Here is a 25,213-nt window from a genome sequence, read left to right as displayed (position 1 = left end):
ACGTACCCGTGAGGAAGGCATAGCCATGGACGTCGCTATCGTAGGCATGGGCTGCAGGTTTCCGGGAGCCAGTGGGTTGGCTTCCTTTATCGAGCTGTTACGCAGCGGAGCCCGCGCGGTCACCGATTATCCCCAGGACCGCTTTGGCCACTTGCAAGGTTCCCTTGAGGCGCTGAGCCCGGACATGCTCAAGGGCGGCTTTCTGCCGAATATCAAGCTGTTCGATTGGGGTTTTTTCAACCTGTGCAAGGAAGAAGCGGACCACCTCGACCCCCAGCAGCGCCTGCTGCTGGAGGTGTCGTGGGAGGCTTTGGAAAATGGCGGTATTGAGCCTGCGAGTCTGCGCAAGAGCCGTACAGGCGTGTTCGTCGGCGCGACCAATGCCGACTACCACAGGATGGTGTTTGCCGATCACACCCTGCTGAGCAAGTTCAGTGCCTCCGGCACCGCGTTGGGCACCGCCGCCAATCGATTGTCTTATTTCTATGACTGGATTGGTCCCAGCCAGGTGGTGGATACCGGCTGTTCTTCGTCGCTGGTCGCGCTTGACAGCGCGGTCGGCGCGCTCAAGCGCGGCGAGATCGATATGGCTGTGGTAGGCGGGGTCAATTGTATTTTGCACCCCAATAACACCTTGGCCCACTTCCACGCCGGCATTCTTTCTGCCGATGGCGCCTGCCACTCCTTTGACGATGCAGCCAATGGGTATGTGCGCTCGGAGGGTTGCGGCGTGGTGATCCTGCAGCGCCAACCGGATGCGGTGGCCGCCCGGCGCAAAATCTGGGCGCTGATCAGCGCGACTGCGGTCAATCATGATGGTGCCAGCAATGGCTTTACCGCCCCCAACGCCCAAGCGCAAAAACGTTTGATCCAGGAGGCGTTCGCCGCCAGCGACCATGCTGTCGCCGATCTTTGCTACGTCGAGACTCACACCACAGGCACGCTGATGGGAGACGCGGTCGAGCTCAAGGTCCTGAACGATATTGTGCGTCTGGGTGCGCCGAACGATTCGGTGAAGATCGGTTCGGTCAAAACCAATATCGGTCATCTGGAGTCGGCGTCGGGCATGGCGTCGTTGATTAAAGTGGCGTGCATGGCCTATTACCGGGAGTTTTATCCAACCTGTGGCTACACCACGCCCAACCGTTTTTATAAATATGAGGCGGGGCAGCTCAGGGTCAGCATGGCGCATGAGCCGGCCCCCTCGATCGCGCATAAATGCCTGGGGGTCAGCACGTTCAGCTTTGGCGGCACCAACGCGTTCGCGCTGCTCAAGTCGGCTGCGCCATCAACGGCTCCCGACCTCGTCGCACAACCTGAGCACGTGTTCGTGCTGTCGGCTAGATCTTCCCAGGCCCTTGTTGCCCAACTCAAGAAGCTGCTTGAGTGTTTGCCTGGGTACCTGGACGAGGATTTACCGCAGCTGTGCAGGGAGCTGCTGTGCCGCGAGAAGTTCAGGTTTCGCGTGGCGATGGTGGCTTACTCGGTGGGTGAATTGGCCGAGAAGATCCGGACCATCGCCGCTCTGCCCGCGGTCTTTATCGTTGAAAGCCAAAAGCGCAAACCCTTGGCGCTGTGCGTGAGATTCACTGCCTTGGCGCGGCCGGACAGGTCGCGCAATTCGCCCGTGCCCCAAGCATTCGAGGCGCTTGTGGGGACCCGTCAGATCGCAGAGGTCGAGCACCCGGGCGTGCGCAACTTCCTGGCGTGCCTGAGCGCCGTTGAAAGGCTGCGGGCTTTCGGTTTGTTGGGCACCACGTTTCATTACGAGGGGCTGGGGCGGCTAGTGTCGGCCTACTGCGAACAAAAAGCCACCCCGCGCCAACTCATGCAGGTTCTCACTAACCAAGGGCTGTTGGCGAATTATCAACAACCTGGCCCCACGCCTGCCGAAGCACCCCTGTTGTACATCGGCGAACCGCTCGATGGCGGCGCCCGGTCGGTTTACACGCTGGCCGACGACTCGATTTTTTCTACCGTAGATTTGCCCGTGCTGATCCAACAGTTATTCCTGCGTGGCTATGCGCTGGATAGCTCTGGGGTCGACACGCAGGGCTGCGACATATGGCCGTTAGCGCCTTCGTATCAATTTGACCACTCGCTGTGCTGGTACACGTGAACCCGTGCCCGGCGCGGTTGCACCCGTAAACAACTCTCTTTTTTGGCAGGGAATGTCATGACCATCGATCAATTGGAAAGTCACCAGAAGGCTGAGGAATTGATCAGCTGGATTCGTCAATACGCAACCACCCGGATCAACTCCAGGGTGATGGATGAGCGCCGCACTATCGCGCCGCACATCATCCTGGACCTGGGCAACAAAGGCATCCTGGGGATGCAGGTGCCCAAGCGCTACGGTGGCCTGGAGCTGTCCACGGTTGATCTGATGCGCGTGATTCAACAGCTGACCGCTATTGATATGACGTTGGGTACCTTCGTCGGGCTCAATAACTGGCTGGGCATCTGGCCGATCCAGATGTACGCCAGTGAAGAGGTAAAACTTGAGTTGCTGCCTCGTCTGGCGTGGGGCCGTGAGCTGGCTGCGTTTGCCTTCACTGAACCTGGCGCCGGCTCGGATGCTCGCTCGATCAGGACCTTCGCCGTACCGGTCGGCTCGCAGCGGCAGGCGATCAGTGGGGAGAAATCGTGGATCGGTTCCGGCGCCTGGGCGGGTGTGACCACGGTGTTTGTCCAGCAGTTAGATGACCAGCAGCGGCCGAGCGGCATTAGTGGCTACGTACTCAAGGCCGATACGGCAGGTGTGAGCCAGGGGCCCGAAGCCTTGACCATGGGCATGCGCGCCATGATTCAGAACACGGTGAAGTTCGATGCCGCACAGGTCGAGGAAAAGTACCTGCTGGGCAGCAAAAACGTCGGGATGGATATTGCCCAGGACATCATGATGCATGCCCGCCTGGGCATTGCCGGTCTGAGCCTGGGGGGCATGAAGCGCTGTGCGCAGTTGATGTTGCGTTATGCCCGGCGGCGTAGGATTTCCACCGGGTTGCTGCTGGACAACCCGGTGACACAGGCACACCTGAGCGATGTTTCTGCGGCCATTACGGCCGTGGATACCCTGGTGTTCAGTGTCGGGCGCTTCATGGACCAGGGAGTGACCATTCCGTCGGAGGTGTTCACCGCCTGTAAATCCAGTGCGCCGGAGCTGTTTGGCGAGGCGGCGGATCACTTGACCCAATTGCTCGGTGCCCGCGGCTATATCGAAACCAATGGCGCGCCCCAGCTGCTCCGGGACGCCAGGATTCTGCGGGTGTTCGAAGGCCCCACGGAAACCATGAACATGTACCTGGGCGGTCGAATCCTCAAGGGCGGCGCGGATTTTTTCGCCTTTTTGGACACCACCTTGCTGGCGCCGCATATCAGCCAGGCGATTGCCCAGACGGCCCGCCAGATCCAGGAGCGGGCCGGCAGCCATGCCTTTGTGCAGGGCGATGCGCTTCTGACGAAAAAGTGGGTGCAGTACAAAGTGGGTGAAGTGTCGACCTTTGGCGTACTGCAGGGGTTTTTGCACCTCGCCATGCAAAGCAGTGCACAGCCGCGCTTCAAGCGCGCGTACGACTGGGCCAGCGCACGTTTCGAGCAACTCAAACAGGCGGCCCTGTACGGTGCGCCGTGTGAAGTGGCGCTTACCGGGATTGACGCGGTATGCAACGAAATCGATGACTTGATGGCCGATATCGCCGATATCGAGCAACAGTTGCCGGCAGACAACCAAATGCTCGATGCCTACCTGCAAAAGGAGGCAGTCGAGGAAACGTCTGCCCAGGTTGCAGCGCTGACGCCTCAGGCCGAGCCGGCACCCGCCCGGGTATCTGTGGCTGTCGGCCAGGGGCCTTCACCTGTCGAGTTGCAACAGTGGATCAAAGCCTGGGTGGCGCGCTGCATCGCGGTGGCACCGCAACAGATCGACGGTAACGAGCCCTTCACCAGCTTTGGCCTGGACTCCACCGACGCCGTGGAAATCGTCCACGACCTCGAACAGTTCCTGGACCTTGAGTTGGACGCCACGCTGTTGTGGAACTACCCCAGCATCGACGAGCTGGCGGCTTACCTGGTCTGTGAACTGGCAGGCCGCAACAGCGTTGGCCCGCCGGTGGACAAACCCCTGGACACGCCAACGGCAGAAACCTCAACGTCCCATGCCGCGATTGACGCGATGACCGACGAGCAGGTGATGGATCTGTTGATGAAAGAAATTTCCGCCTGATAGCCACGAGGGAATACCCATGAACCTGCCTGTTCAGCAAGCCGAAGATTTTACCCTGTCACAGCTACCCACCGATGCGCGAACCATGGGCCTTGGTAAAGACCTGCCCGGCCCCGCGGGGGTTCTGGGGACGGTGAACAAGTTGCGCCGCAACGCTCTGGCGGCACTGGTGGAATTCAACGAGACCTATGGTGATATCTGCCGGATCAAATTCGGCCTCAAAGAACAGGCCGTGATCATTTCCCATCCCGATGATATCCGCACTGTGTTGAGTGACCGGTATGGTCACTTTCAGAAAAACGGTAACCGCAATTTCAAGGAAATCGACCGGTTTTTTACCAATAGCCTGTTTACCAGCGACGGTGAGTTCAACAAGCGTCAGCGCAAGTTGCTCAAGCCAACCTTCAACCCGATGCTGACCGATCAGTTTGCTGCGCCGATGGTGAACGCGGCCAAAGAGATGATGGATCGCTGGGATGCGCAGAAGCTCACCCGGGTCAATCTCAAGGAAGAAGTGCTGGCGCTCACACGGCGCAATATTTGCGAAAACGTCCTTGGCGTCGACGAGCATTTTCATCAGGCAGCCCAGACCCTGCGTGAGTCGTTTGAAGTGGCCAACATCCTGACGATGGAGCGGGCACGCCAAGTGCTGCCTTTGCCTCTATGGGTGCCGACCCCGCAAAACGTGCGCTTTATCAAGGCCAAGAAGAAGATGCTGGCCCTCATCGAGAAGGTGATCGAGCACCACACCACGACACCTACGCCCACCCGCTCGATGGTGCAGATGTTCATGCAGGCCAGGTACGCCGATAACAACCAGCCTATGGAGCACGAGCAACTGCTGAGCGAGTGCATGACCCTGTGTTTCGGGGCCTACGAAACCAGTGCCAACACCTTCACCTATGCCTTCCATTTTTTGTCCAGATACCCCGATATCAGAGCACGGCTGGAGCACGATATCGACACCCTGCTGGAAGGCCGCTTGCCTGCCGTTTCGGATGTCGGGCGCTTGGGTTATGCCCGCAAAATCCTCAACGAAACCATGCGTCACTACACGCCTGGCTCCATGTTGATCCGCTGTGCCAAGCAGCAGACCGAACTGGCCGGCTACACGATTGCGGCCAACACCATGATCGTGCTGAACATCTATTCCATGCACCGCCATCGTGATTACTGGGATAACCCGCTGGCCTTCGATCCCTCTCGGTTCGACCTCGAACGCCTGAGCGAGGAAAAGAAACATGCATTCATTCCCTTCGGCGGCGGAGGGCGATCCTGCATCGGCATGGGCATGGCCATGATGGACGGCATCTTGCTGCTAGCGACGGTGATGCAGCGCTATCGAATCAACAACGCCATCGACTACGCGGACAGTGCCGCACCCAGTTTGCGCAGAATCGTGATGGGCCCGGAAGGCCAGATACCGGTGCTGCTGGAGCGGCGCCAGCCTTGCATTTGAACGCCAGCTGGCGCGTGTCATCACGCAGGCCCGGGCGGGTCGCGCGTAATCAGGGTCATGGTCGGGAATAGGGAATGAGTGTGGATAGTTCGTTGTTGACGCAACTGGAAGGGTTTACCCGGCAACAGCTGATGGCAGTGGTCGCACGGCTGCATGATGATTACGCGGTGGATGCGGACTTTACTCCGCGCAGCCATCACCAGGGCGTCAGTGCGTATGACGTGTGCTGGCGTTCCGCCGAGCTGCAGGATTACCTGCAAGCGGCCCCCCGCGTCGCACCCCGCACTGTCCTGGCCTGGACAGCCGACCCTTACCTGCTTGAGCGGTTACGCTGTGGCACCATGCACGAGCGCAGTACGAGCGGCCCATCCACTGCGACGCTGAGTGCTCGCCTGGCTGAGCTGGCCCGGCAGGACCCGCTGACACTGGTGGTTGATGTCGCGACACTGTGGGCCACTGATGACTCGCCGTCCCATGATGATTTTGCACGGCTGGCGACGTTGCTGAGCGAGCTGCGCGATGTTCTGAACAGGATTGAGTCGGATGATTTGAACCTGCTTTTCCTGACCCACGGCGCGATAAGTACCGGCGACCAAAGCCTGGGCTGGTTGCCACTGCCGGCGATCTTCCATGGCTTGGGTAAAGCGCTGAACCTGGAGCTGGACCTTGCCACGGTCACCACCGTAGACCAGGGAGCCGACTGCCAGCAAAGCCTGGCACACCTCCTGGCGGTGGCGTCGGGCAGCGAGCGTCAGGTCAAACTGGTTGAGGACCGCGTCTACTTTCCCGCGCTCGCGTTGCGCCCCGCACCCGACGTGGAGGCCAAGTCGCGCCCATGGGGTAATTGTCTGGTGGTGGGTGGTATGGGGGCGCTGGGGCGAGAGCTGGTGCATTTTTTGCGCAGCCAGGGTGCGGGCAAGATCGTGGCGGTGGGACGAACCGCTCATTCACGCATTGCCGTGCGGCAAGCGCTGGGGGAGGAGGTCATCTACAGCGTCGTCGATATTACCCGTCCGCTGGCCCTCGCTGACCTCAAAGCCACCCTGGCTGCTCAGGACATCAGCATCGACAGCGTTTTTCACCTGGCCGGCAGCCTGCATGAGGGTTTGTTCGTCGACAGTGATACCCAGCAAGACATCGAGGTGCTTCAGGGCAAGTTGATGGGCGCGATCAACTTGTTGGAGTTTTTCGACGCGCCCGATATTCGTCATTGTTTTTTTTCGTCCATCGCTTCGGTGATCGGTACGCGTGGGGCGGGCATGTATAGCGCTGCCAACGAGTTTCTGGATCAGTTGGCCCGTGGGCGCCAAGCTGAGGTGTTCTGCATCAATTGGGGGCCGATGCTCAATGTCGGCATGGCCACCCGTCACGGACAGGATGCCGCGGGTATTTGGGCATCTCTTGGCGTTCAGCCATTGGTGCCCGAGCAGGCCCTGCAAGCGTTGCGCGGCCTGAATGGCGGCCCGCGACAGCAACTGATCGCCGAGGTCGATTGGGTCACCATCCAACGTCTGGTGGGTCACAAGCTGGGCAGCCGGTTGCTGGCGGACCTGGTAGCGCAAGCACCCGCGCAAAGTGCCGGCCCTCAATCCAGGCTGCTCAAACACCTGGCAGGTCTGAAGGATCGCGAGGCGGCGATCAGTTGCCTGGAACAGTACCTCAGCGAACTGTTCCAGCGTTTTTCCGACAGCCGCGATGCGCCATTGACGCTCGACAGCAATATCAGCGAATGGAACCTAGACTCACTGGTACTGATGGAGCTGTTGAGTCAGGTCAAACGCGACCTGGATTTCATCATTTATCCCCGTGAGATTTTCACCCACAACAGCATTCGCCTGTTTTCCCGCTACCTGTATGAGCAGCTGTTCAGTACCGACGCTCCAGGTGCAACCGTGGATGACGACGAGTCGCTTGCCGGTGCGCAGGCTTTCCCCGCTGAGCTGCCGGTCATTGATGCCGACATCAAGGTCAGGGAAGGCGTTGTGTTCCTGCTGTCCAGCCCACGCTCGGGTTCCACCTTGCTACGCGCAATGGTCCAGGGCCACCCACAGATCTTTGCTCCGCCTGAATTGCATCTGTTGGCCTACGCGACCATTGGCGAATGGAAAGCCGCGTCCGAGTCCAACTATTTCGATCAGGGCTTGCAGCGCGCACTGATGGAAATTTTTTTGGAAGATGCCCAGGCCGCCAGTGAACGCATCGACCATTGGGTGCGTGAAAATACGCCGGTCAGCGAGGTGTACCAATTTTTGCTCGACCACACCCGGTGCCCGTTGCTGGTGGACAAATCGCCCAGTTACGCCTCTTCGGCGCAGGCATTGGTCAATGCTGAAAGCCAGTTCGAGCGGCCGCGTTATATTCACCTGGTGCGTCATCCCCTGCCGGTCATCGAGTCGTTTACCCGCATGCGTATGCACAAGCTGATTGGGGCCGAGGCCGAGGATGGGTTTTCCACGGCGCAGAAGATCTGGCAGAGCGGCAACCAGAATGTGCTCGATTTTTTCCAGGCGCATGTCGATCCGCAGCGGGTTATCCACATTTGTTACGAAGACCTGGTGCGCGAACCCGAGCCGGTTATCCGTCGCTTGTGTGATTTCCTCGGCGTCGATTACGACGCCGCCATGTTGAACCCCTATGCCCAGGACCGCATGAGTGACGGGGTGCACGCGACCTCCATGGCCATTGAGGACCCAAATTTCAAGACTCGTGAAGCCATCGACCCGCGATTGGCCGATGCGTGGAAAAACCAAGCGAGCCCGCGCGCGCTCAGCGCCCAGACCCAGGCGCTGGCCCGACGGCTGGGGTATGCGCCGATGCCTGCCGCGCTCGGTGTCCAGCGGCGAGAGTCGTTTGTCACCTCGTTGGCCGAACCGATGTGCGTCAGTGAGTGGGGGGCGCCGTCGTCTGCGCCTTCGATGTTGTTCCTGCATGGGCTGCTGGAACAGGGGCCCGTGTGGGATTCGCTGGTACAGCATTTGGATCTGAGCTCCCGCCGCTACGTGGCCCCCGACATTCGCGGGCACGGCCGCAGCGGTCATGGCTCGTCCGAGCAATTGGCGACGCTGCTCGACTACGTGCTGGATATGCAGGCCATTCATCAGCAATACGCAATGGCGCCCCTGCATCTGGTGGCCCATTCGTTCGGCTCGGTTATCGCGGTGGCCTACGCTTCGGCGTTCCCGCAGGCGGTCAAGAGCTTGACCCTGGTTGAGCCGGTGTTACCGGTGCAACGCTTCACGCCGCAGGTGGAGCGCTACCGCGAGCTTGTCGAGTTTCTCAAGACGCAGCACGTGCACAAACCCATGGCCGACCTTGAAGAGGCCGCCTCGCGCCTGCGCACAGTCACACCCAGCCTGTTGCCGGCCCAGGCGCTTGAATTGGCGCGACGCATTACCCGGCCTGCGCCAGAGGGCATCTGCTGGACCTGGGATGCGCGCCTGCGTTTTCGGGCGGGAATGGGGCTGGGCATCAGCAGGCTTGAGTACATCGAGCTACTGCAGGGCCTGCCTTTGGAAACCCATTTGGTCCTGGGTTCGAAAAGCCGCTCCAACCGAAAAGCCGACCTTGAGGTGTTCCACGCGGCCGTCGCGCCGCAGCGCATCCATACGCTGGAGGGCGGCCACAACCTGCATGTGGAATGCCCGGAGCAAGTGGTCGCTGTGCTTAACGGGATTCTGGAGTGAGCCATGTCCGGGACAAGGAATGACGCTATGAACGTGAATATGCCGCCACCATTGCGCCGGCCTGTGACCGAGGAGACGCCGGCCACCGCCAGTGTGCGCGTTACCCTGAGCAATCCGGTCTTAATCCGCCGCCAGCGGTTGCTGAGCCTGTTGTTCAACGGGCTGCCGTTGCTGGGCGTGTGTGCGGCCTTGTACATCGGCCTGACCCGTGGTTTCAGCTGGGTCGATGTCAGTGTGTTCGTGCTGATGTATGTGCTGAGTTTCTTCGGCATCGAAGGCGCCTACCACCGCTTCTTTGCTCATCGTGCGTTCAAGACCGGCACGGCCGGCAAGCTGATCCTGGCAATCATGGGCGCGACCGCCGCCCAGGGGCCGGTGGCATTCTGGGTCGCTAACCATCGACGCCATCACCAATACACCGATACCGAACTGGATACCCACTCGCCGTGGTTCGATCATCGTGGCGCGCTCAAGGGGTTGCGCGGGCTCTGGCATGCCCATGTTGGCTGGTCGTTCGGTGATCAGTACGTGAACGTCGCCGCGTTTGCCTCCGATATGGTGCGCGATAAAACCGTCGCGTTCGTAACGCACTATTACTTGTACTGGGTACTGCTCGGGCTGGCACTACCGGCTGCGATCTGCGGGGCGCTGGCGGGGACTTGGCAGGGAGTGCTCAATGGCTTTGTGCTGGCGGGGCTGGCGCGCATCTGGTGCGTGCAAAACGGTGTCTACATCGTTAACTCAGTGTGCCACCGCTTCGGCTCCAGGCCCTTCGTCACTCAGGAAAAAAGCACCAACAACGCCTGGCTGGCGCTACCAACCCTCGGTGCCTCCTGGCACAACAATCACCATGCTTTCCCGGCTTCTGCCACGACCCGGGTTGAATGGTGGCAGCTGGATATAACCGGGCTGATTATTCGCCTGCTGGGTAAGGTGGGGTTGGTCTGGGATATCCGCACCACCTCGCAAAAGCTTCGCGACTCCAAAAGACCTTAGTGGGCTGTTAATACTTTTATCAGGCAGGGATTGATATGTGCGCAATTTTCGGCGTTATGACGCAAGGACCGCTCGCTCTTCAACATGTGCATCGCGCGATGGACACGATGCAGCACCGCGGGCCCGATGACCGTGGGCTCTGGAGCTCGGAGGATGGCAAGGTCGTGCTGGCCCACAACCGTCTGAGCATCGTCGACCTGGCAGGCGGACATCAGCCGCTGTTGAGCGCCGCGCACGATGTTGTTGCGGTGGTGAATGGTGAAATCTACGGCCACCGCCAATTGCGCGCGAGCCTGCAGCAAAAGGGCTATCCGTTCCAGACTCACTCAGACAGTGAAGTGCTGTTGGCGCTCTATCTGGAATACGGCTCGGCCTGCCTTGAACACCTGCGCGGCGAGTTCTCGTTCGTCATCTGGGACCGGCGCAAACAGCAGATGTTTGCCGCCCGCGACCGGTTTGGCGTAAAGCCGTTGTTCTACTACCAGGACCAGGAAAAATTCATGGTCGCCTCGGAAATCAAAGCCCTGCTGGCCATGGGCGCGCCGGCCGAGTGGGATGTAGAGAGCGTGTACGACTTCGACTCAGGCATCCTGCACAACGACCGCACATTCTTCAAAAACATCAAGCAGGTTGCACCTGGCCATTTCATTCTGGTCACCCAGGGACACCTGCGCACGGTCAGCTATTGGGACCTTGACTATTTGACGACGCAGCAACTGGAGGCCGACCGCCGTACCAGTGCCGATTATGTTGAAGAATTCCGGCAACTCTTTACCGATGCGGTGAAGGTGCGCCTGGAAGCGGATGTGCCCGTAGGTTGCTACCTCAGTGGTGGCCTGGACTCCTGCAGCATCCTGGGGATGGCCAACAGCCTCAGTGCCAGGAAGCTGGAAGCCTTCACCATCTCCTTCGATGATGACCTGTACGACGAATACGCGATGGCTGAGGAAATGGCCGCGCTGGCTGGTTCACGTTTGCATCGGGTCGATGTGACACAGCAGAACCTGGCGGACCATTTTGACCAGGCGGTCCGGCACGCCGAGTCGCTGTTCATCAACCCCCATGGGGTGGCCAAGTACATCTTGTCGAGTAAGGTGCGCGAGCAGGGGATCAAGGTGGTCCTGACCGGTGAAGGCGCCGATGAAATTCTCGCCGGCTATCCCATCTTCCGTCAGGACATGTTGACCACCAGCGCCGCGATACTGGGCCAGGATGCCGTGAATCTGAAGCTTGAGCAGTTGAAGCAGGCCAACAAAACGTCTATCGGGTTGCTGCTCTCGGAGGAGTCGGGCAGCGAACTTGCCTATATCAAAGCCATGCTGGGCTACATCCCGGCGCAACTGGCGGGCAGTATCCGGCGCTTCAAGCTGTATTCCTCGTTTTATACCCCGGCGTTCTCGCAGATGCTCAGCGGGCGCGACAGTATCGCGGCGTTTCTGGACGGGATCGATGTCAGCGCCCGGCTCAGAGGGCGCGATGCGGTGAATCAGTCTTTGTACCTGTGGTGCAAGACCTCGTTTCCCAACTACATGCTCAGCGTGCTTGGCGACCGGATGGAAATGGCCCATTCGATTGAAGGTCGCCCGCCGTTTCTTGATCACCCCCTGGCCGAGTTTTGCGCCCGGTTGCCGGTGCACCAGAAAATCCATCTTGATCGCGAAAAACATCTGTTGCGCGAGGCAGCACGGGAGTTGATCCCTCAGCGCGTCTACGACCGCCAGAAACAACCGTTCATGGCCCCAACGGTTTCCCGGCACAGCTTCGGCGCATTGCAGGAGTTTATCTGCGACACCCTTAGCAGCACCGAGGCGCAGTCATTGCCGTTCTACGACACCAAGAAGCTGCTGGCGCTGGTTACCAACCTGCCCAACCTTCCCGTCAACGTACAAGCCGGTGCCGATGCGCTGTTGGTGCAAGTGGCGAGTGCCTGCTCTATGCAAAAACAATTCGGGTTATCCCTGTAGGCATAAGGAAGTCAAAGGATGAGCCTTATCAGCGAACTGTTGAAAACCTACGATGGGATGGGCCCCCATCGAACAGGTCAGCCCCAGGACCCTCTGGTTTCCGAGTGGATGCAAGGGCTTTTAAGCGAGGCGGGGCTCGAAGTGCGCACTCAGGCATTGGCCTTTACCACCGTGCAGACCCATCAGTGCTGGCTGCTGCTGGGCGAGAATCGATTTGAGCTGATGCCGTGCCAGGATACGCAGCTGCCTGAGCATATGAATCTGGAAGGCACCATTGGCTTTTCCGAGCCCTGCGATATCCGTCTGGCTCAAGTGTCGACGATGGGCAATCAGCAATTGGCGGACCTGAAGCAATCGTCGGGCGCCGCCGCCATGATCATTTTTACCATGGGGTCGCTTGCTGGGCTGACGCCACTCAATGCCGATGAATTCAAAACGCCCTTTGCCCAGCCGGGTTTTTTTGTCTCCGGTGAACACCGCGACCTTATACGCAGCCTGCTCAAGACTCACGGCAGGGCCAGAATCGAGTCGAGCCTGTGTTTTGCCCCGGCGCAGTCGACCAACATCATCGCGACGAAGCACGGCACCCAACCGCATCTGTCGCCCATCATTGTGTTTACCCCCCGAACCGGCTGGTGGCATTGCGCTTCCGAGCGCGGTGGTGGCGTCGCCTGCCTGCTTCATATGGCACAGCGGCTGAGCGATATCGAACTGTCGCGCTCCGTTGTATTCCTGGTGACCTGCGGGCACGAACTCGGCTACTTGGGCATGCAACACGCGAGTGCCGAATGGGCGCAGGGGCCAAAGGTTCATCTGTGGCTACACCTGGGCGCCAACTTTGCCGCCGCACAGGACCCGCTGTTTTTCATGCAGGCCTCCACGACGCCACTTCAAGAACACTACCTGGAACAGCTGCAACGCGCCGAGGCAGCCCCCGACATTGTCGCGCCCACCGGTGGAGAGCCGTCCGGTGAGGGCGCATTCATCCCGCGCGGTGATGACTATCTGTCGATTCAGGGTGGGAACGGCTTTTTCCATCATATCGATGACCGTTATGAGACGGCCGTCGACAAGCAAAAATTGCACGGCATCTGTGAGGCAACCCTGGCATTCCTGATCAAGCAGGCGGCCTGAATTGGTTTTGGTGAAGAAAGGAACTCTTATGAACAATACGCGCTGGCAGGAATACCATTTGGATCAAACCGACCGCTCCACCTTGAAGGGCCACAAGCCCTGCACCGTATGGTTCACCGGTTTGAGCGGCAGCGGCAAATCGACCGTCGCAAATGCGCTGGACCAGTTGCTCAACCGTATGGGCTGCCATACCTATGTACTGGATGGCGATAACCTGCGTCAGGGGTTGAACAAGGATTTGGGGTTTTCCGCCGAAGACCGGGTGGAGAACATCCGTCGCGTCGGGGAAGTGTCCAGGTTGTTTACCGACGCGGGGCTGATCGTGCTGTGTGCGTTTATCTCGCCTTACAGCAAGGATCGCGAATTCGTGAAAAACATCCTCAATCACAATGAATATGTGGAAATTTACCTCAGCACCCCGCTTGAGGAATGCGAACGTCGCGACCCCAAGGGCTTATACAAAAAAGCCCGGGCGGGCAGCTTGCCCAATTTCACCGGCGTTCACTCGCCCTACGAAGTACCCACCCAGGCCAACCTGGAAATCGACACCAGCGGCAAGGCACCCGAGCAAATCGCAGACGATATCCTGGCTTACCTGGTGAACATTGGCATTGTCACGCCGGCACTTTCCATGGGGCGGCAGCCGGCGATTGCTTGAGTCCGCATTGACCCCTCGCCGAGCGTCGGGCCCGCTCTGCATTGCTGAAAACTCCAGCTGGCGCTTGACGACTTCGCGACAATAGGTTTTGATTGCCTTCGTTATCTTTCGAAACGAAACTTATCATCACCATGTCGAAACGAAATACACCCCAGCGGCGCCACAACATCCTGACCTTGCTCAATGAACAGGGCGAAGTCAGCGTGGACGAGTTGGCCAAGCGTTTCGAAACGTCGGAAGTTACGATTCGTAAAGATCTGGCTGCCCTGGAAAGCAACGGCCTGCTGCTGCGTCGCTACGGCGGCGCGATCACCATGCCCCAGGAACTGGTGGGCGACGCCACCCAACCCATCTCGGTGTACAAGCGCGCCATCGCCCGTGCGGCTGTGATGCGCCTGCGCGAACACGCCCGCATCATTATCGACAGCGGCAGCACTACCGCCGCGATGATCCCTGAACTGGGCCACCAGCCCGGCCTGGTGGTGATGACCAACTCCCTGCACGTGGCCAGTGCCTTGAGCGAACTGGAACACGAGCCGGTGCTGCTGATGACCGGCGGCACCTGGGACCCGCATTCGGATTCATTCCAGGGCCAAGTCGCCGAGCAAGTACTGCGTTCCTACGACTTCGACCAGCTTTTCATTGGGGCTGATGGCATCGACCTGGAGCGCGGCACCACCACCTTCAACGAATTGCTGGGCCTGAGCCGCGTCATGGCCGAGGTCGCCCGTGAAGTGGTGGTGATGGTGGAGTCCGACAAGATCGGCCGCAAGATTCCCAACCTGGAACTGCCGTGGAGCAGTGTCCATACCCTTATCACCGATGATCGCCTGCCGCTCGAGGCCCGCGACCAGATCCAAGCCCGCGGCATTACGCTGATATGCGCGGCAATCATCTAGGAGAAACACCATGTGTGGCATCGTAGGCGCAGTCGCTGAACGCAACATCACTCCCATCCTGCTCGAAGGCCTCAAGCGCCTTGAATACCGTGGCTATGACAGCGCCGGTGTGGCCGTCTTCACCAATGCCGGCAAACTTGAGCGCATGCGCCGCCCGGGCAAGGTCAGCGAGCTGGAGCAAGCGCTGCTTGGCGAGCCGCTGGTAGGCCGTCTGGGCATTGCCCACACCCGCTGGGCGACCCACGGTGCACCGTGCGAACGCAATGCCCACCCGCATTTCTCCGGCGACCTGGCCGTGGTCCACAACGGCATTATCGAAAACCACGAAGTACTGCGCGAACAACTCAAGGGCCTGGGCTACGTATTTACCTCGGACACCGACACCGAAGTCATTGCCCACCTGCTCAACCACAAGCTCAAGGACCTTGGTGACCTGACGGTTGCCCTCAAGGCCACGGTCAAGGAACTGCACGGCGCCTATGGCCTTGCCGTGGTCAGCGCCAGCCAGCCCGACCGCGTGGTTGCCGCGCGCAGTGGCAGCCCGCTGGTGATCGGCCTGGGCCTGGGCGAGAACTTCCTCGCCTCCGACCAACTGGCGCTACGCCAGGTCACCGACCGCTTCATGTACCTGGAAGAAGGCGATATTGCTGATATCCGCCGTGAAAGCGTGCAGATCTGGGACGTCAACGGTCAGTCCGTCGAGCGCGAAGCCGTGCAATACCGCGACGGTGCCGAAGCGGCCGACAAGGGCGAGTACCGCCACTTCATGCTCAAGGAAATCCACGAGCAACCCGCAGTGGTGCAACGCACCCTCGAAGGTCGCCTGAGCCAGCACCAGGTATTGGTCAATGCCTTCGGCCCACAAGCTGCCGAGCTGTTCGCCAAAGTGCGCAACGTGCAAATCGTCGCCTGCGGCACCAGCTACCACGCCGGTATGGTTGCCCGTTACTGGCTCGAAGAACTGGCCGGCATCCCGTGCCAAGTGGAAGTTGCCAGCGAGTTCCGCTACCGCAAAGTGGTGGTGCAGCCTGACACCCTGTTCGTGACCATCTCCCAGTCCGGTGAAACCGCCGACACCCTGGCCGCGCTGCGCAATGCCAAAGAGCTGGGCTTCCTCGCCAGCCTGGCCATCTGCAACGTCAGCATCAGCTCGCTGGTGCGTGAATCCGACCTGACCCTGCTGACCCAGGCCGGTCGTGAGATCGGCGTGGCGTCCACCAAAGCCTTCACCACCCAGCTGGTTGGCCTGCTGTTGCTGACCCTGTCCCTGGGCCAGGTTCGCGGCACCCTCGCCGAAGGCGTCGAATCCACCCTGGTCGAAGAACTGCGCCGCCTGCCAACCCGCCTGGGTGAAGCCCTGGCCATGGACAGCACCGTGGAAAAAGTCGCCGAGCTGTTCGCCGACAAGAACCACACCCTGTTCCTCGGCCGTGGCGCGCAATACCCGGTGGCGATGGAAGGCTCGCTCAAGCTCAAGGAAATCTCGTACATCCACGCCGAAGCCTACCCGGCCGGAGAACTCAAACACGGCCCATTGGCCCTGGTGGATGACGACATGCCCGTGGTCACCGTGGCGCCGAACAACGAACTGCTGGAGAAGCTCAAGTCCAACCTGCAGGAAGTCCGCGCCCGTGGCGGCCAACTGGTGGTGTTCGCCGACGAAAAAGCCGGCATGACCAACGGTGAAGGCACCCATGTCATCAACATGCCGCACATCCACGACACCCTGTCGCCGATTCTCTACACCATCCCACTGCAATTGCTGTCGTACTACGTGGCCGTGCTTAAAGGCACCGACGTGGACCAGCCGCGTAACCTGGCGAAGTCGGTGACGGTGGAGTAACCCGCCACACCCTGGAGGCCCGACAGGGTCTCCAGCATCAACTCGGGGAGGTGAGGATTCAAATTACGTTAAGTGCGGCAGCCCGCCTAAGGTACAAACTCCACCTTCAACCCCCGGCTCGCACTGCGCCCCTGATCATCACTGACCCGCACCCGATATTCCCCCGACTTGCCCGGCCGCCAGTTCAGCGTGGTCTGCGGCGAACCCTGGCCGATCAAGGTTTGATCAGCAAACCAATACAGCGTCGCCGCATCGCTGGCCGCATTGGCATTCAGCGGGATGCTTTCCTGGGGTTGAGACAAGCGCAACTGGTAGCTCACCTGGGTCAGTGGCGAGCGGATCTGCGGCGCTTCACTCTGGTCACTCAGGCGGTTGGGCTGGCAGTTTTTCATCACACTGGGCGGCGTGCGCCGGGGCAGGCCGGCGGCGCGGTACAGGCGTTGCACGTCGCTGGGCCAGAATTCGAAGACTTCTTCGCGGGTGTACTGCGGATCGAACGGCGGGCAGGCGGCCTTGCCGGTGCGGGTGTCGATCAGCACCGGGCGGTGCAGGTTCGACACGCGAATCGGCGAGACACCGGGGATGTACCAGGTCTTGCGGGTTTGCGGGCACCAACGGTTGGGCAGTTCGCCGGACGCGGCGCAGACGTCGATGCGCACCAGCCCGGCGGGCGGTTTGTCAGGCTTGATGACGGTGTTGGGCAAGGCCAGGGGCAGGGCGTCGGCGATGCGGAAGAACAGCGGCGCAGCGGTCTTGGCACCGATAAACGCCGGGTTCGGGCGGCCATCGAAGTTACCCACCCACACCACCAGCACGTAAGGGCCGACCAGGCCCGCGCTCCAGGCATCGTGAAAGCCCCAGGACGTGCCGGTTTTCCAGGCAGTGCGCCAATGTCGACTGGGCAGGCCATCCGGGCGTGGGTTACGGCGCAGCATGTCGCGCACCATGAACGCGGCCTGGGGCGTGAGCAACGGCGCGCCGGTGGATTGCGGCTGTTCCTGCAAATAGCGCAACGGGCGCAGGTGCCCGTCACCGGCCAGCATCACATACAGCCGCGCCAGTTCTTCCGGGGTCATCTCGCCGCCGCCGAGGGCCAGGGCCAGGCCATAGTGGCTTTCGTCGCGCAGGCCTTTGATGCCGGCGCGTTGCAGCAATCCGTATAGAGACGGGGACTTCACTTGGCTGGCGAGCCACACCGCCGGGATGTTGCGACTGCGGATCAACGCATCTCGCGCTGTCAGCGGGCCGACAAAACTGCCGTCGAAGTTTTCCGGTTGGAAGTAGCCGAAGTTACTGGGCAAGTCTTTAAGGATGCTCATGGGGTGGATGACCCCCTGGTCCAGCGCCAGCCCATATAGAAAGGGTTTGAGCGTCGACCCCGGCGAGCGTCGCGACAGCACGCCATTCACCTGACCGTGCAGGTTTGTGGATAAGTAATCCGCCGAGCCCACCAGTGCCTTGACGCTCTGGTCGCGGCTGTCGATCAGGATCGCCGTGGCGTTTTCCACCCCTGTGCTGCGCCGCTCGGCGATAAACCCGGTGATCAGGCGTTCGAGCAATTGCTGCAACGGCAGGTTGAGGGTGCTGTTCAATTCATTGCCGGCTTGGGAAGCCAGTAGCTGTTCACTCAGGTGCGGGGCGAGGAACGGGATCTGCTGGCGGTTGCGCGCTTCCAAAGGCAAATCGAGCAGGCTGTCGTTGCGCGGGTCCTGTGGATAAGTCTGGCGCCAGTCCGCCATCAAGCGCAGTCGCGCATCTTGCAGTGAGGGCCCGAAGCGCGCCCGCCGCCCCGGCTGTTGCGGAATCACCGCCAGCGCCAGCGCTTCGGACAGCGACAGCTGCGTCGCCGACTTGCCAAAGTAGATACGGCTTGCGGCTTCAGCCCCTTCGATATTGCCGCCCATGGGCGCCAGGTTCAGGTAGGCCTCAAGGATATCGTGCTTGCTGTAGCGTGCCTCCAGCCACAGCGCCAGCGCCATCTGCTGCAACTTGCCCGGCACCTGGCGGGTGTTCAGGTCCCACAGGCGCCGGGCCAGTTGCATGCTCAAGGTCGAGCCGCCCTGGCGCTGGCCACCGCTGTAGGTGGCCATGGCCGCCCGCAGCAACGCCGGGGGATTGATCCCCGGATGCCAGTAGAAATTGCGGTCTTCCTTGAGCAGCAAGGCTTGGACCAGCGAAGGAGAGATCCGCTCCAGCGGTAGCCACAGGCGGTATTGACCGTCATCCGCCAGCGTCATGCGCAGCAGTGAACCATCGTCGGCCAACACTACCCGCGATGAGCTGACAGCCTGTGCCAGCGGGGCATGGGGCCAGAGCCGCAGGCCCACCAGCACCGCCGCCGCTACGAGCAGCGGCGGCGCCAGGCGCTTAAGGCTTGGTAATTTCAAGCTGGCCTACTTTGCCGCGCCCTTGCAGGGTGGTCTCGTACATGCCTTCGGCGTAGGCCGGTGGCGTGTTGAAGGTGCCGGCGTTGGTGGCGCGTACACGGTAGACGAACGTGCCGACATCACGCAGCGCGGTACCGTACAACACCACGCGATCATCACGCACATCCACGTAGTCCGGCTGCCAGTTGCTCAGCTCGGTTTCGCCGATGGGGGCTTGCCAGCTCTGCTCTTCCTGGCTGTCTGCTTCCACGTACTCGGACTCTTCGCCCTCGTTTTCCTCCGTGCTGGCGGCTTCCGGCTCCGGCGGCAAGTTATACACAGGCTCGACGCCACCCGGCAGCAGGTCGACCACGGCCACTTGCTGTACCTGATCGCGGTCGGTAGCGCGCAGGCGCAGGCGCACCAGGAACTCATCACCCACCGCAACCTTGCTCACGGGCTCGCCCTTGAGGTCGAGGTATTCGTGGATGATGTCCAGGCCATTGTTGATCGGCTTGAGCTTGGCGCCCTTGTCGAAACCGGCTTCGCTGAGCATGTAGAACGCGGTCGGGCCGTCGGATTTTTCCATCACCAGCTTTTGCGTGTTGCCCGGCACGGCGGCGCGCGGCGGCTGGCCGGCCATCTCCAGCAATTGCTGTTGCTTGTCACCCAGCCAGGCGGTGGCCTTGAGGGTCATGTCGCTTTGCGCACGCTGGCCGTAGTTGTCCAGGGCACGCAGCAACAGGGCCGCCGACAGCGAGTTATAGCGCTGTTCGTTGAGACGTTTGCCGAGTTTATCCAACAGCGCTGTAGGCACATCGTCCATCAGCTCCGGGAAGTGTCGTGCCAATAGATGCAGGTGTTCGGCGTCGTGCACCAGCGGGTCGTAATACAGGCCGTCGCTGTCCCACTTATCCACAAGGGCGCGCCATGGCACCTTGCGGAACAGGGTATCGGCCTGGCGATCCTGCTTGAGCAGCTTGTAGCTGGCTGCCAGGTAAGCGGCGCCCAGGTCGTTCTGCCAGGTGTCTTTGAAGTAGCTTTCGTAGCGCTCGCGGATATCGCTCAGTGCACCACTCACCAGAATCCCCTGACGGCTCAGCAGGTAACTGGCGTAGGCGCGGTTGCGCAATTCCGACAGGCCTTCGCTGGGACCATTGGCCAGATCTGTCAGGTACGCATTCGAGCGCACCAGCAGGTCTTCCGGCACTGGCAGCCCGCGCTCCTTGGCTTCGATCAGAAAGTCGGTGGCGTAGAGGCTGGCGTAGGGCGCCACATCCGGGTTGGCCGCCCACAAGCCAAAGCCACCGGCCTGATTCTGACGCTGGCGCAGCATGCGTACTGCACTGCCGAACGCTTGCTCGGCTTCCGGGGCGTTGCCGCCCCAGATCAATGCCGGCATGGCCTTGGACACCAGTTGCTCGGTGCAGGCGTAGCCGTAGTCGTCCAGGTAATGCTTGAGGCCGTTGGCCCATACCAGCGGCGAGGCGGCCACGCCCAGTTGCACATCGCGCAATTGGCTGAACAGTTCGCGGGTCGGTTTCAGCTCTTTGCTGGCGCTGTCGAAGCGGCCCAGGCTCAGGGCGACGCGATGTTCGCTCAGCGGGCGGATCGAGGTGGTTTCGGCGACCTGGATGCGCTTGCCATCCGGCAACACCGCGACAAAGCGCAAATCCGCCGAGCCAAGGGTGTCGCCGACCTTGATCTTGAACTCGGCCGTGCCTTCCTTGCGCGGTTGCAGGGACAGTGTGCTGCCCTTATCGCCTTGCACCACCAGACCGTCGCTGGTTTGCACTTCAAACTTCACGTTCGCCGCTGCGTCGAGGTTGCTGAACACCCCGGCGCTGACGTTGAACACATCCCCCGGCGCCACAAAGGCCGGCACGTTCGGTGTGATCACGATCGGCCCGCGTACGTCGGTGCTGGCTTCGCTTACACCCACGCTGTCGCTGTCCACGGCCACCGCAAACAGGTGCAGCTTGCCGTTGAAGCTGTCCGGCACCTGGTAATGCAGCACGGTTTCGCCGGCCGGCAAGTCCACCAGCCCGGACCACCAGGCCACCGGCGGCTGGTGTTTACGCTTGAACGGGTTGAGGTGATTGGCCAGCGCACCTTCCGTATCGCCACCGGGCGCCGCGCCACTGAGCAGGCGGCTGAATTCCGGCAGGATCAGGTCAAGGATCTGGCTGGTGCCGACTTCCAGCGCACGCTTCTGGAAGAAGAAGCCCAGCGGATCCGGTGTCTGATAGCGCGCTACTTGCAGGATGCCTTCATCGACGGCGTATACCACGGCGCGGCCCGGGCGATCAGCGTTGACCTTGATATCCAGCGTCTGCCCCGGCTCGATCTTCGCCGGACCCTCCACCTTCAAGGCCATGCGCCGCGCATCCAGGTTGATGCTGAACGGCACCACGCCGTAGGACAGCGGGCTCATGTACACCTCGGCCGAGCCCATGTCGCGCACAAACTGCACGTTCACGTAGGCATTGCCCTCAAGCCCTGCGGGAACACGGATATGTTGCACGCTGTTGGTGCTGTCGGCCTTGAACCACTGCTGGGTGTAGACCTTGTCCCGTTCGATAGTGATCAAGCCGGCGCCGGTGTACGGGGCACGGATGCTGATGGCGATTTCATCACCGGTGGCATAGCTGCGTTTATCCAGGCGCAGTTGCAGCTCGGCATTGCGTTCCAGCGAGCGCGAGGTGTTGCCACGCCCGGCCACGCTGTAGTCGATCTGGTTGAGCAGGTTGCCGTTGGCGTCCTTCAACTGCAGGGTGAAATCGCCCGGTGCCGACGTGTTAAGCGTCTGCCTGGCGCCGTCTTTCGTCATCACCAACGGTGACGCGGGCTGGCTGATGTTCTTGATGCGCGATTCGTACTTGTAGGTACCGTTGGACTGTTTCACCAGCACCGACACGTAACGGTGCTCGACCACTTCGCTGGTCAGGCCGTCCACCGCCAGTGGTGTCAGGTCCGGCGCGACGGCCAGCCATTGCACCTGGCGCGGTGCATCCTTGGCGACGTAAGACAGCGAATCCTGACTTTTCACACCCACCAGGTAGGGCGCGGACGACACCAGCAAGGCACTTTGCGCCGCCACGTTGCGACCGCCTTCGGCCTCGAACACTTGGGTCATCACCTGCAAGCGATAGGTGCTGTTGGCAAAGCGTTGCAGGTTGAGGTCGATCACGGCCTGGCCGTTGTCGTCGACGGTGGTTTCGGCCAGATCTTCGGTCGTGGCGTCTTCCAGGGAATCGTTAAGGCGGAAACGGTAGTCCGGGTAGCGATCAAACGCCGCGAGCGTCGGGCTCAGGGACATCTTCGCGGTGACACGACGGCCCGCAGCCGGAGCGCCGAACAGGTGCATGGCGGTGACCTTGGCCACCACTTGGTCCGGTGCAATCCAGCCCTGCACCGGCGTGTCATGCAGGCTCAGGCTGACTTTCATGCGGTCCGGCTCGAAGTCGCGGACCTTGAAGTTCACGCTGCCCAGGTCGGTGCGCGTCTGCTTCTGGCCGATCAACTGCAAGGTCGCGGTGTACTCCCCGGCGGGGGCGACTTCGCTGCTGGGGAAATCAAAGGTTTCAAAGCCGCTGGTGGACAGTTTCAACGGCTGGCGAATCACCTCCAGCCCACGCGGGTCGGTGATTTGCAGCTCCACCGGCAGGCCTTGCAGCATGCCCTTCCAGTTGCCACTGCGCACGATCATGCCCAGGTGCGCGGTTTCACCGGGCCGGTACAGGCCGCGGTCAGTAAACAGGTAGGCGCTGAGACGATCAATCGCACCGTCTTCTTCCAGGCCGCCTACGTCGAAACGCGACAAATCCAACTGCTGGGACTGGCGGGCGATCGGCAGGAACGACTGGTCATTGCCGCGCGTGACCACATACATCAATGGCGTTTTCTCACGACGCAGTTCATCCAGCTTGGCGAAGTGCGCGTGGCCTTCGGCGTCGGTGCGGCCACTGCTCACCGGCAAACCGTTACGCCCGATGATGTCGACTTGCGCGTCGGACACTGGTGAACCATTGCCGATGGATTGCACGTACACGTCATGGCTGCCATCACTGGAACGCTTGGCGATGATGCCCAGGTCTGTCACCACGATGAAACGCAGGTCGCTGGTGCTGCTGCGCTCGTACTCGAATGTGCGCGTGGTCGGGTCGTCCTGGGGGCTGAGCTTGAGCACGAAAATGCCGCGCCGACCGCCGTTGGCGGTGAGGTAGTGGCTGAGGTCGACATTGTCGTAGACGGTTTTCGCCGGGTCATTGGAGGACAGCGGGATATCCAACGCCTGACGCTCGACCATGCGATCGAAATACTCATTGCCGAAATTCGGCCGGGCAAAGCTGCCGCTGCTCTGGTCCACCAGGTGTTGCAATTGGTTGGGCAGCAGGCGGGCGATTTCCACATGGGCGCCGGGCACGCCACGGGCCATGAAGCCCAGGCGTTTTTCGCCGTTGAGGCTGAGCAAGGCGCCGTCGGACAGGAACTGCAAGGTACGCGGATACGCCGGCATGCTGATCAGCGACGCCGTAGGATTTTTTGCCAGGTAGCCGCCGATGGCTTCCAGGTTGGCGGGCACTCGCACATACAGGGCGCGACCGGCCGGAGCCTTGAATTTGAAGGCGTGCAGGGTGTTCAGCGGCTCGACGCTGGGCACGTGGGTCAGGTTGACCTTGGTGCTGCGGGCGAGCAGGGCGTCATCGATGTCGTTGCTGCTATAGGGGCGCGTGTCGTCCTGGGCTTTTTCCGGCAGGAGCCAGGCCTGTACTTTGCCAGCGATGGTCTCATCGGCCACGGCGCTGGAACTGCTGAACATCAGCACGGGCTCCGGCTCACCACGTTGGTTGTCGACAAAGCTGACTTCGGCGCCGGTGAAGGTCAGGCGATAGCGACCGGGCACGGTGACTTCCGCCACCAGCGGCGCAGTGCTGGCGTTGCCGCCGTCGCGGGCCTTGATGCCTTCGTCGAGCCGGGCGCTGACCGGCGTGCTTTCCAGTGGCGTGGCCAGGGCGGCGGAGCGTACGTAGGCGTTGAGTTTCTTCTCGTCGAAGGTAATTTCCGGGCGGTTGGGCAACTGGGCGTCGCGGTAGGCCAGGCCTTTGCCGAGGGTCATGCTCACCCGCTTGCGTAGGGTGTCTTCATCCACCGGGTGGGAAAAATGGAAGGTCGCCACCAGCTGTTTCAGCGTCGGGTTGGACGGGTCCTGATACAGCTCGTTTTGCGCCAGGGTGGCGCGGAACGGTTGGGTGGAAAACTGCGTGCTGTATTGGTCCAGCAATACGCCATCGGCCAGCAGGTTTTTCTTCGCCAGGTCGAGGGTGTAATGGGCGTCGATGGGCCAGTCGTTTTCCGGGACGAACAACAGGGTGCGGTCGTCCGCCCAGCGCCAGGTGCCTGCGACCGCAGGTTTCAGGGTGATACCCTCAGTGACCGGCTTGCCGATGGCCGCCAGCGGGGCCACGGATTCGCCGAAGCGCACCTGCAAGTTATCCACAACCGGCGTGGGCTGGGTGTAGTCGGTGAGGTTCGGTTTGTGCAGCGAATAGCTCGCGGTATGTGGTTGCGGCAGGTTGGAATACCAGTGCCAGCCATAGAAACCAGCGGCCGCCAGCAACGCCAGGCCTACTACGCCGGCACCGGTTTGACGTGGATAAGCGCGGGCTTGGCTGCCCAGGTTAGCCAGCCCACGGCCAACGGCACGCAGCCAGACCGGCGGATGCCACTGGCCAAAGACGGCCCCCACCACAGTCAATAACGCACCGAGAATACGGCGGCTGATCGCTTTGAACGAATCGAACATGGTGAGCATCCCTGGCTAAGTGCGGCGTATCTTACACGCGTCTTTGATACAAAAGATGACGTCGATACACCGTCCCGCCAGGCGTGTTGCACAAAAGTGAGGCGCACCTCACAACTGATACGCCGCGCCGCCGAGGCGCGGTTTGTCATGGGGCTGCTGCGCAGCCCAACTCACCACCTG

12 protein-coding genes are annotated in these 25,213 nt (G+C 61.1%); 10 read left to right on the top strand and 2 right to left on the bottom strand.

What is annotated here, in order from left to right; genetic code table 11:
- Positions 1-25 precede the first annotated feature (25 nt).
- The 10 genes from BM110_RS23245 to glmS all read left to right on the top strand — a co-directional run bounded on the left by BM110_RS23245 (position 26) and on the right by glmS (position 16,861).
- Positions 26-2,119, top strand: coding sequence for a beta-ketoacyl synthase N-terminal-like domain-containing protein (locus BM110_RS23245; RefSeq protein WP_093514246.1), 2,094 nt, complete (start codon positions 26-28; stop codon positions 2,117-2,119).
- Positions 2,120-2,176: 57 nt separating this feature from the next.
- Positions 2,177-4,225, top strand: a complete 2,049-nt coding sequence (locus BM110_RS23240; RefSeq protein WP_093514245.1) for an acyl-CoA dehydrogenase family protein — start codon at positions 2,177-2,179, stop codon at positions 4,223-4,225.
- Positions 4,226-4,244: 19 nt separating this feature from the next.
- Positions 4,245-5,684, top strand: coding sequence for a cytochrome P450 (locus BM110_RS23235; protein ID WP_093514244.1), 1,440 nt, complete (start codon positions 4,245-4,247; stop codon positions 5,682-5,684).
- 74 nt (positions 5,685-5,758) lie between these two features.
- Positions 5,759-9,367 (top strand): alpha/beta fold hydrolase, encoded by a 3,609-nt coding sequence (locus tag BM110_RS23230; RefSeq protein ID WP_093514243.1) that lies wholly within the window; start codon positions 5,759-5,761, stop codon positions 9,365-9,367.
- 27 nt (positions 9,368-9,394) lie between these two features.
- Positions 9,395-10,363, top strand: coding sequence for an acyl-CoA desaturase (locus BM110_RS23225; RefSeq protein WP_158243782.1), 969 nt, complete (start codon positions 9,395-9,397; stop codon positions 10,361-10,363).
- 35 nt (positions 10,364-10,398) lie between these two features.
- Complete coding sequence (gene asnB / locus BM110_RS23220; protein WP_093514241.1) at positions 10,399-12,327, top strand: asparagine synthase (glutamine-hydrolyzing); 1,929 nt, start codon at positions 10,399-10,401, stop codon at positions 12,325-12,327.
- Positions 12,328-12,345: 18 nt separating this feature from the next.
- Entirely contained in the window at positions 12,346-13,461 is a 1,116-nt protein-coding gene (locus BM110_RS23215; protein ID WP_093514240.1) for a M28 family peptidase, read from the top strand.
- Between the two features lie 28 nt (positions 13,462-13,489).
- Entirely contained in the window at positions 13,490-14,119 is a 630-nt protein-coding gene (gene cysC, locus BM110_RS23210) for an adenylyl-sulfate kinase (protein WP_093514239.1), read from the top strand.
- Between the two features lie 131 nt (positions 14,120-14,250).
- Positions 14,251-15,018: a DeoR/GlpR family DNA-binding transcription regulator gene (locus tag BM110_RS23205; RefSeq protein WP_058424356.1), complete on the top strand. Its 768-nt coding sequence runs from the start codon at positions 14,251-14,253 to the stop codon at positions 15,016-15,018.
- A 10-nt stretch (positions 15,019-15,028) separates the two neighbouring features.
- The gene (glmS, locus tag BM110_RS23200) at positions 15,029-16,861 is read left to right on the top strand and encodes a glutamine--fructose-6-phosphate transaminase (isomerizing) (protein WP_092241519.1); all 1,833 of its coding nucleotides are present in this window, start codon (positions 15,029-15,031) and stop codon (positions 16,859-16,861) included.
- Positions 16,862-16,947: 86 nt separating this feature from the next.
- Here glmS and pbpC read toward each other — a convergent pair whose 3' ends face one another.
- Together pbpC and BM110_RS23190 are read right to left on the bottom strand one after the other, a co-directional pair.
- Positions 16,948-19,248, bottom strand: coding sequence for a penicillin-binding protein 1C (gene pbpC, locus BM110_RS23195; protein ID WP_093514238.1), 2,301 nt, complete (start codon positions 19,246-19,248; stop codon positions 16,948-16,950).
- Positions 19,229-25,033, bottom strand: a complete 5,805-nt coding sequence (locus BM110_RS23190; RefSeq protein ID WP_093514286.1) for an alpha-2-macroglobulin family protein — start codon at positions 25,031-25,033, stop codon at positions 19,229-19,231. The genes pbpC and BM110_RS23190 overlap by 20 nt, the downstream gene beginning before the upstream one ends.
- Positions 25,034-25,213 lie beyond the last annotated feature (180 nt).

Origin of the sequence: Pseudomonas sp. NFPP28, assembly GCF_900115535.1 — a bacterium.
Lineage (GTDB): Bacteria > Pseudomonadota > Gammaproteobacteria > Pseudomonadales > Pseudomonadaceae > Aquipseudomonas > Aquipseudomonas extremorientalis.
Note: the sequence above shows the minus strand (reverse complement) of the source record. Positions and strands in the feature narration are given on the sequence as shown.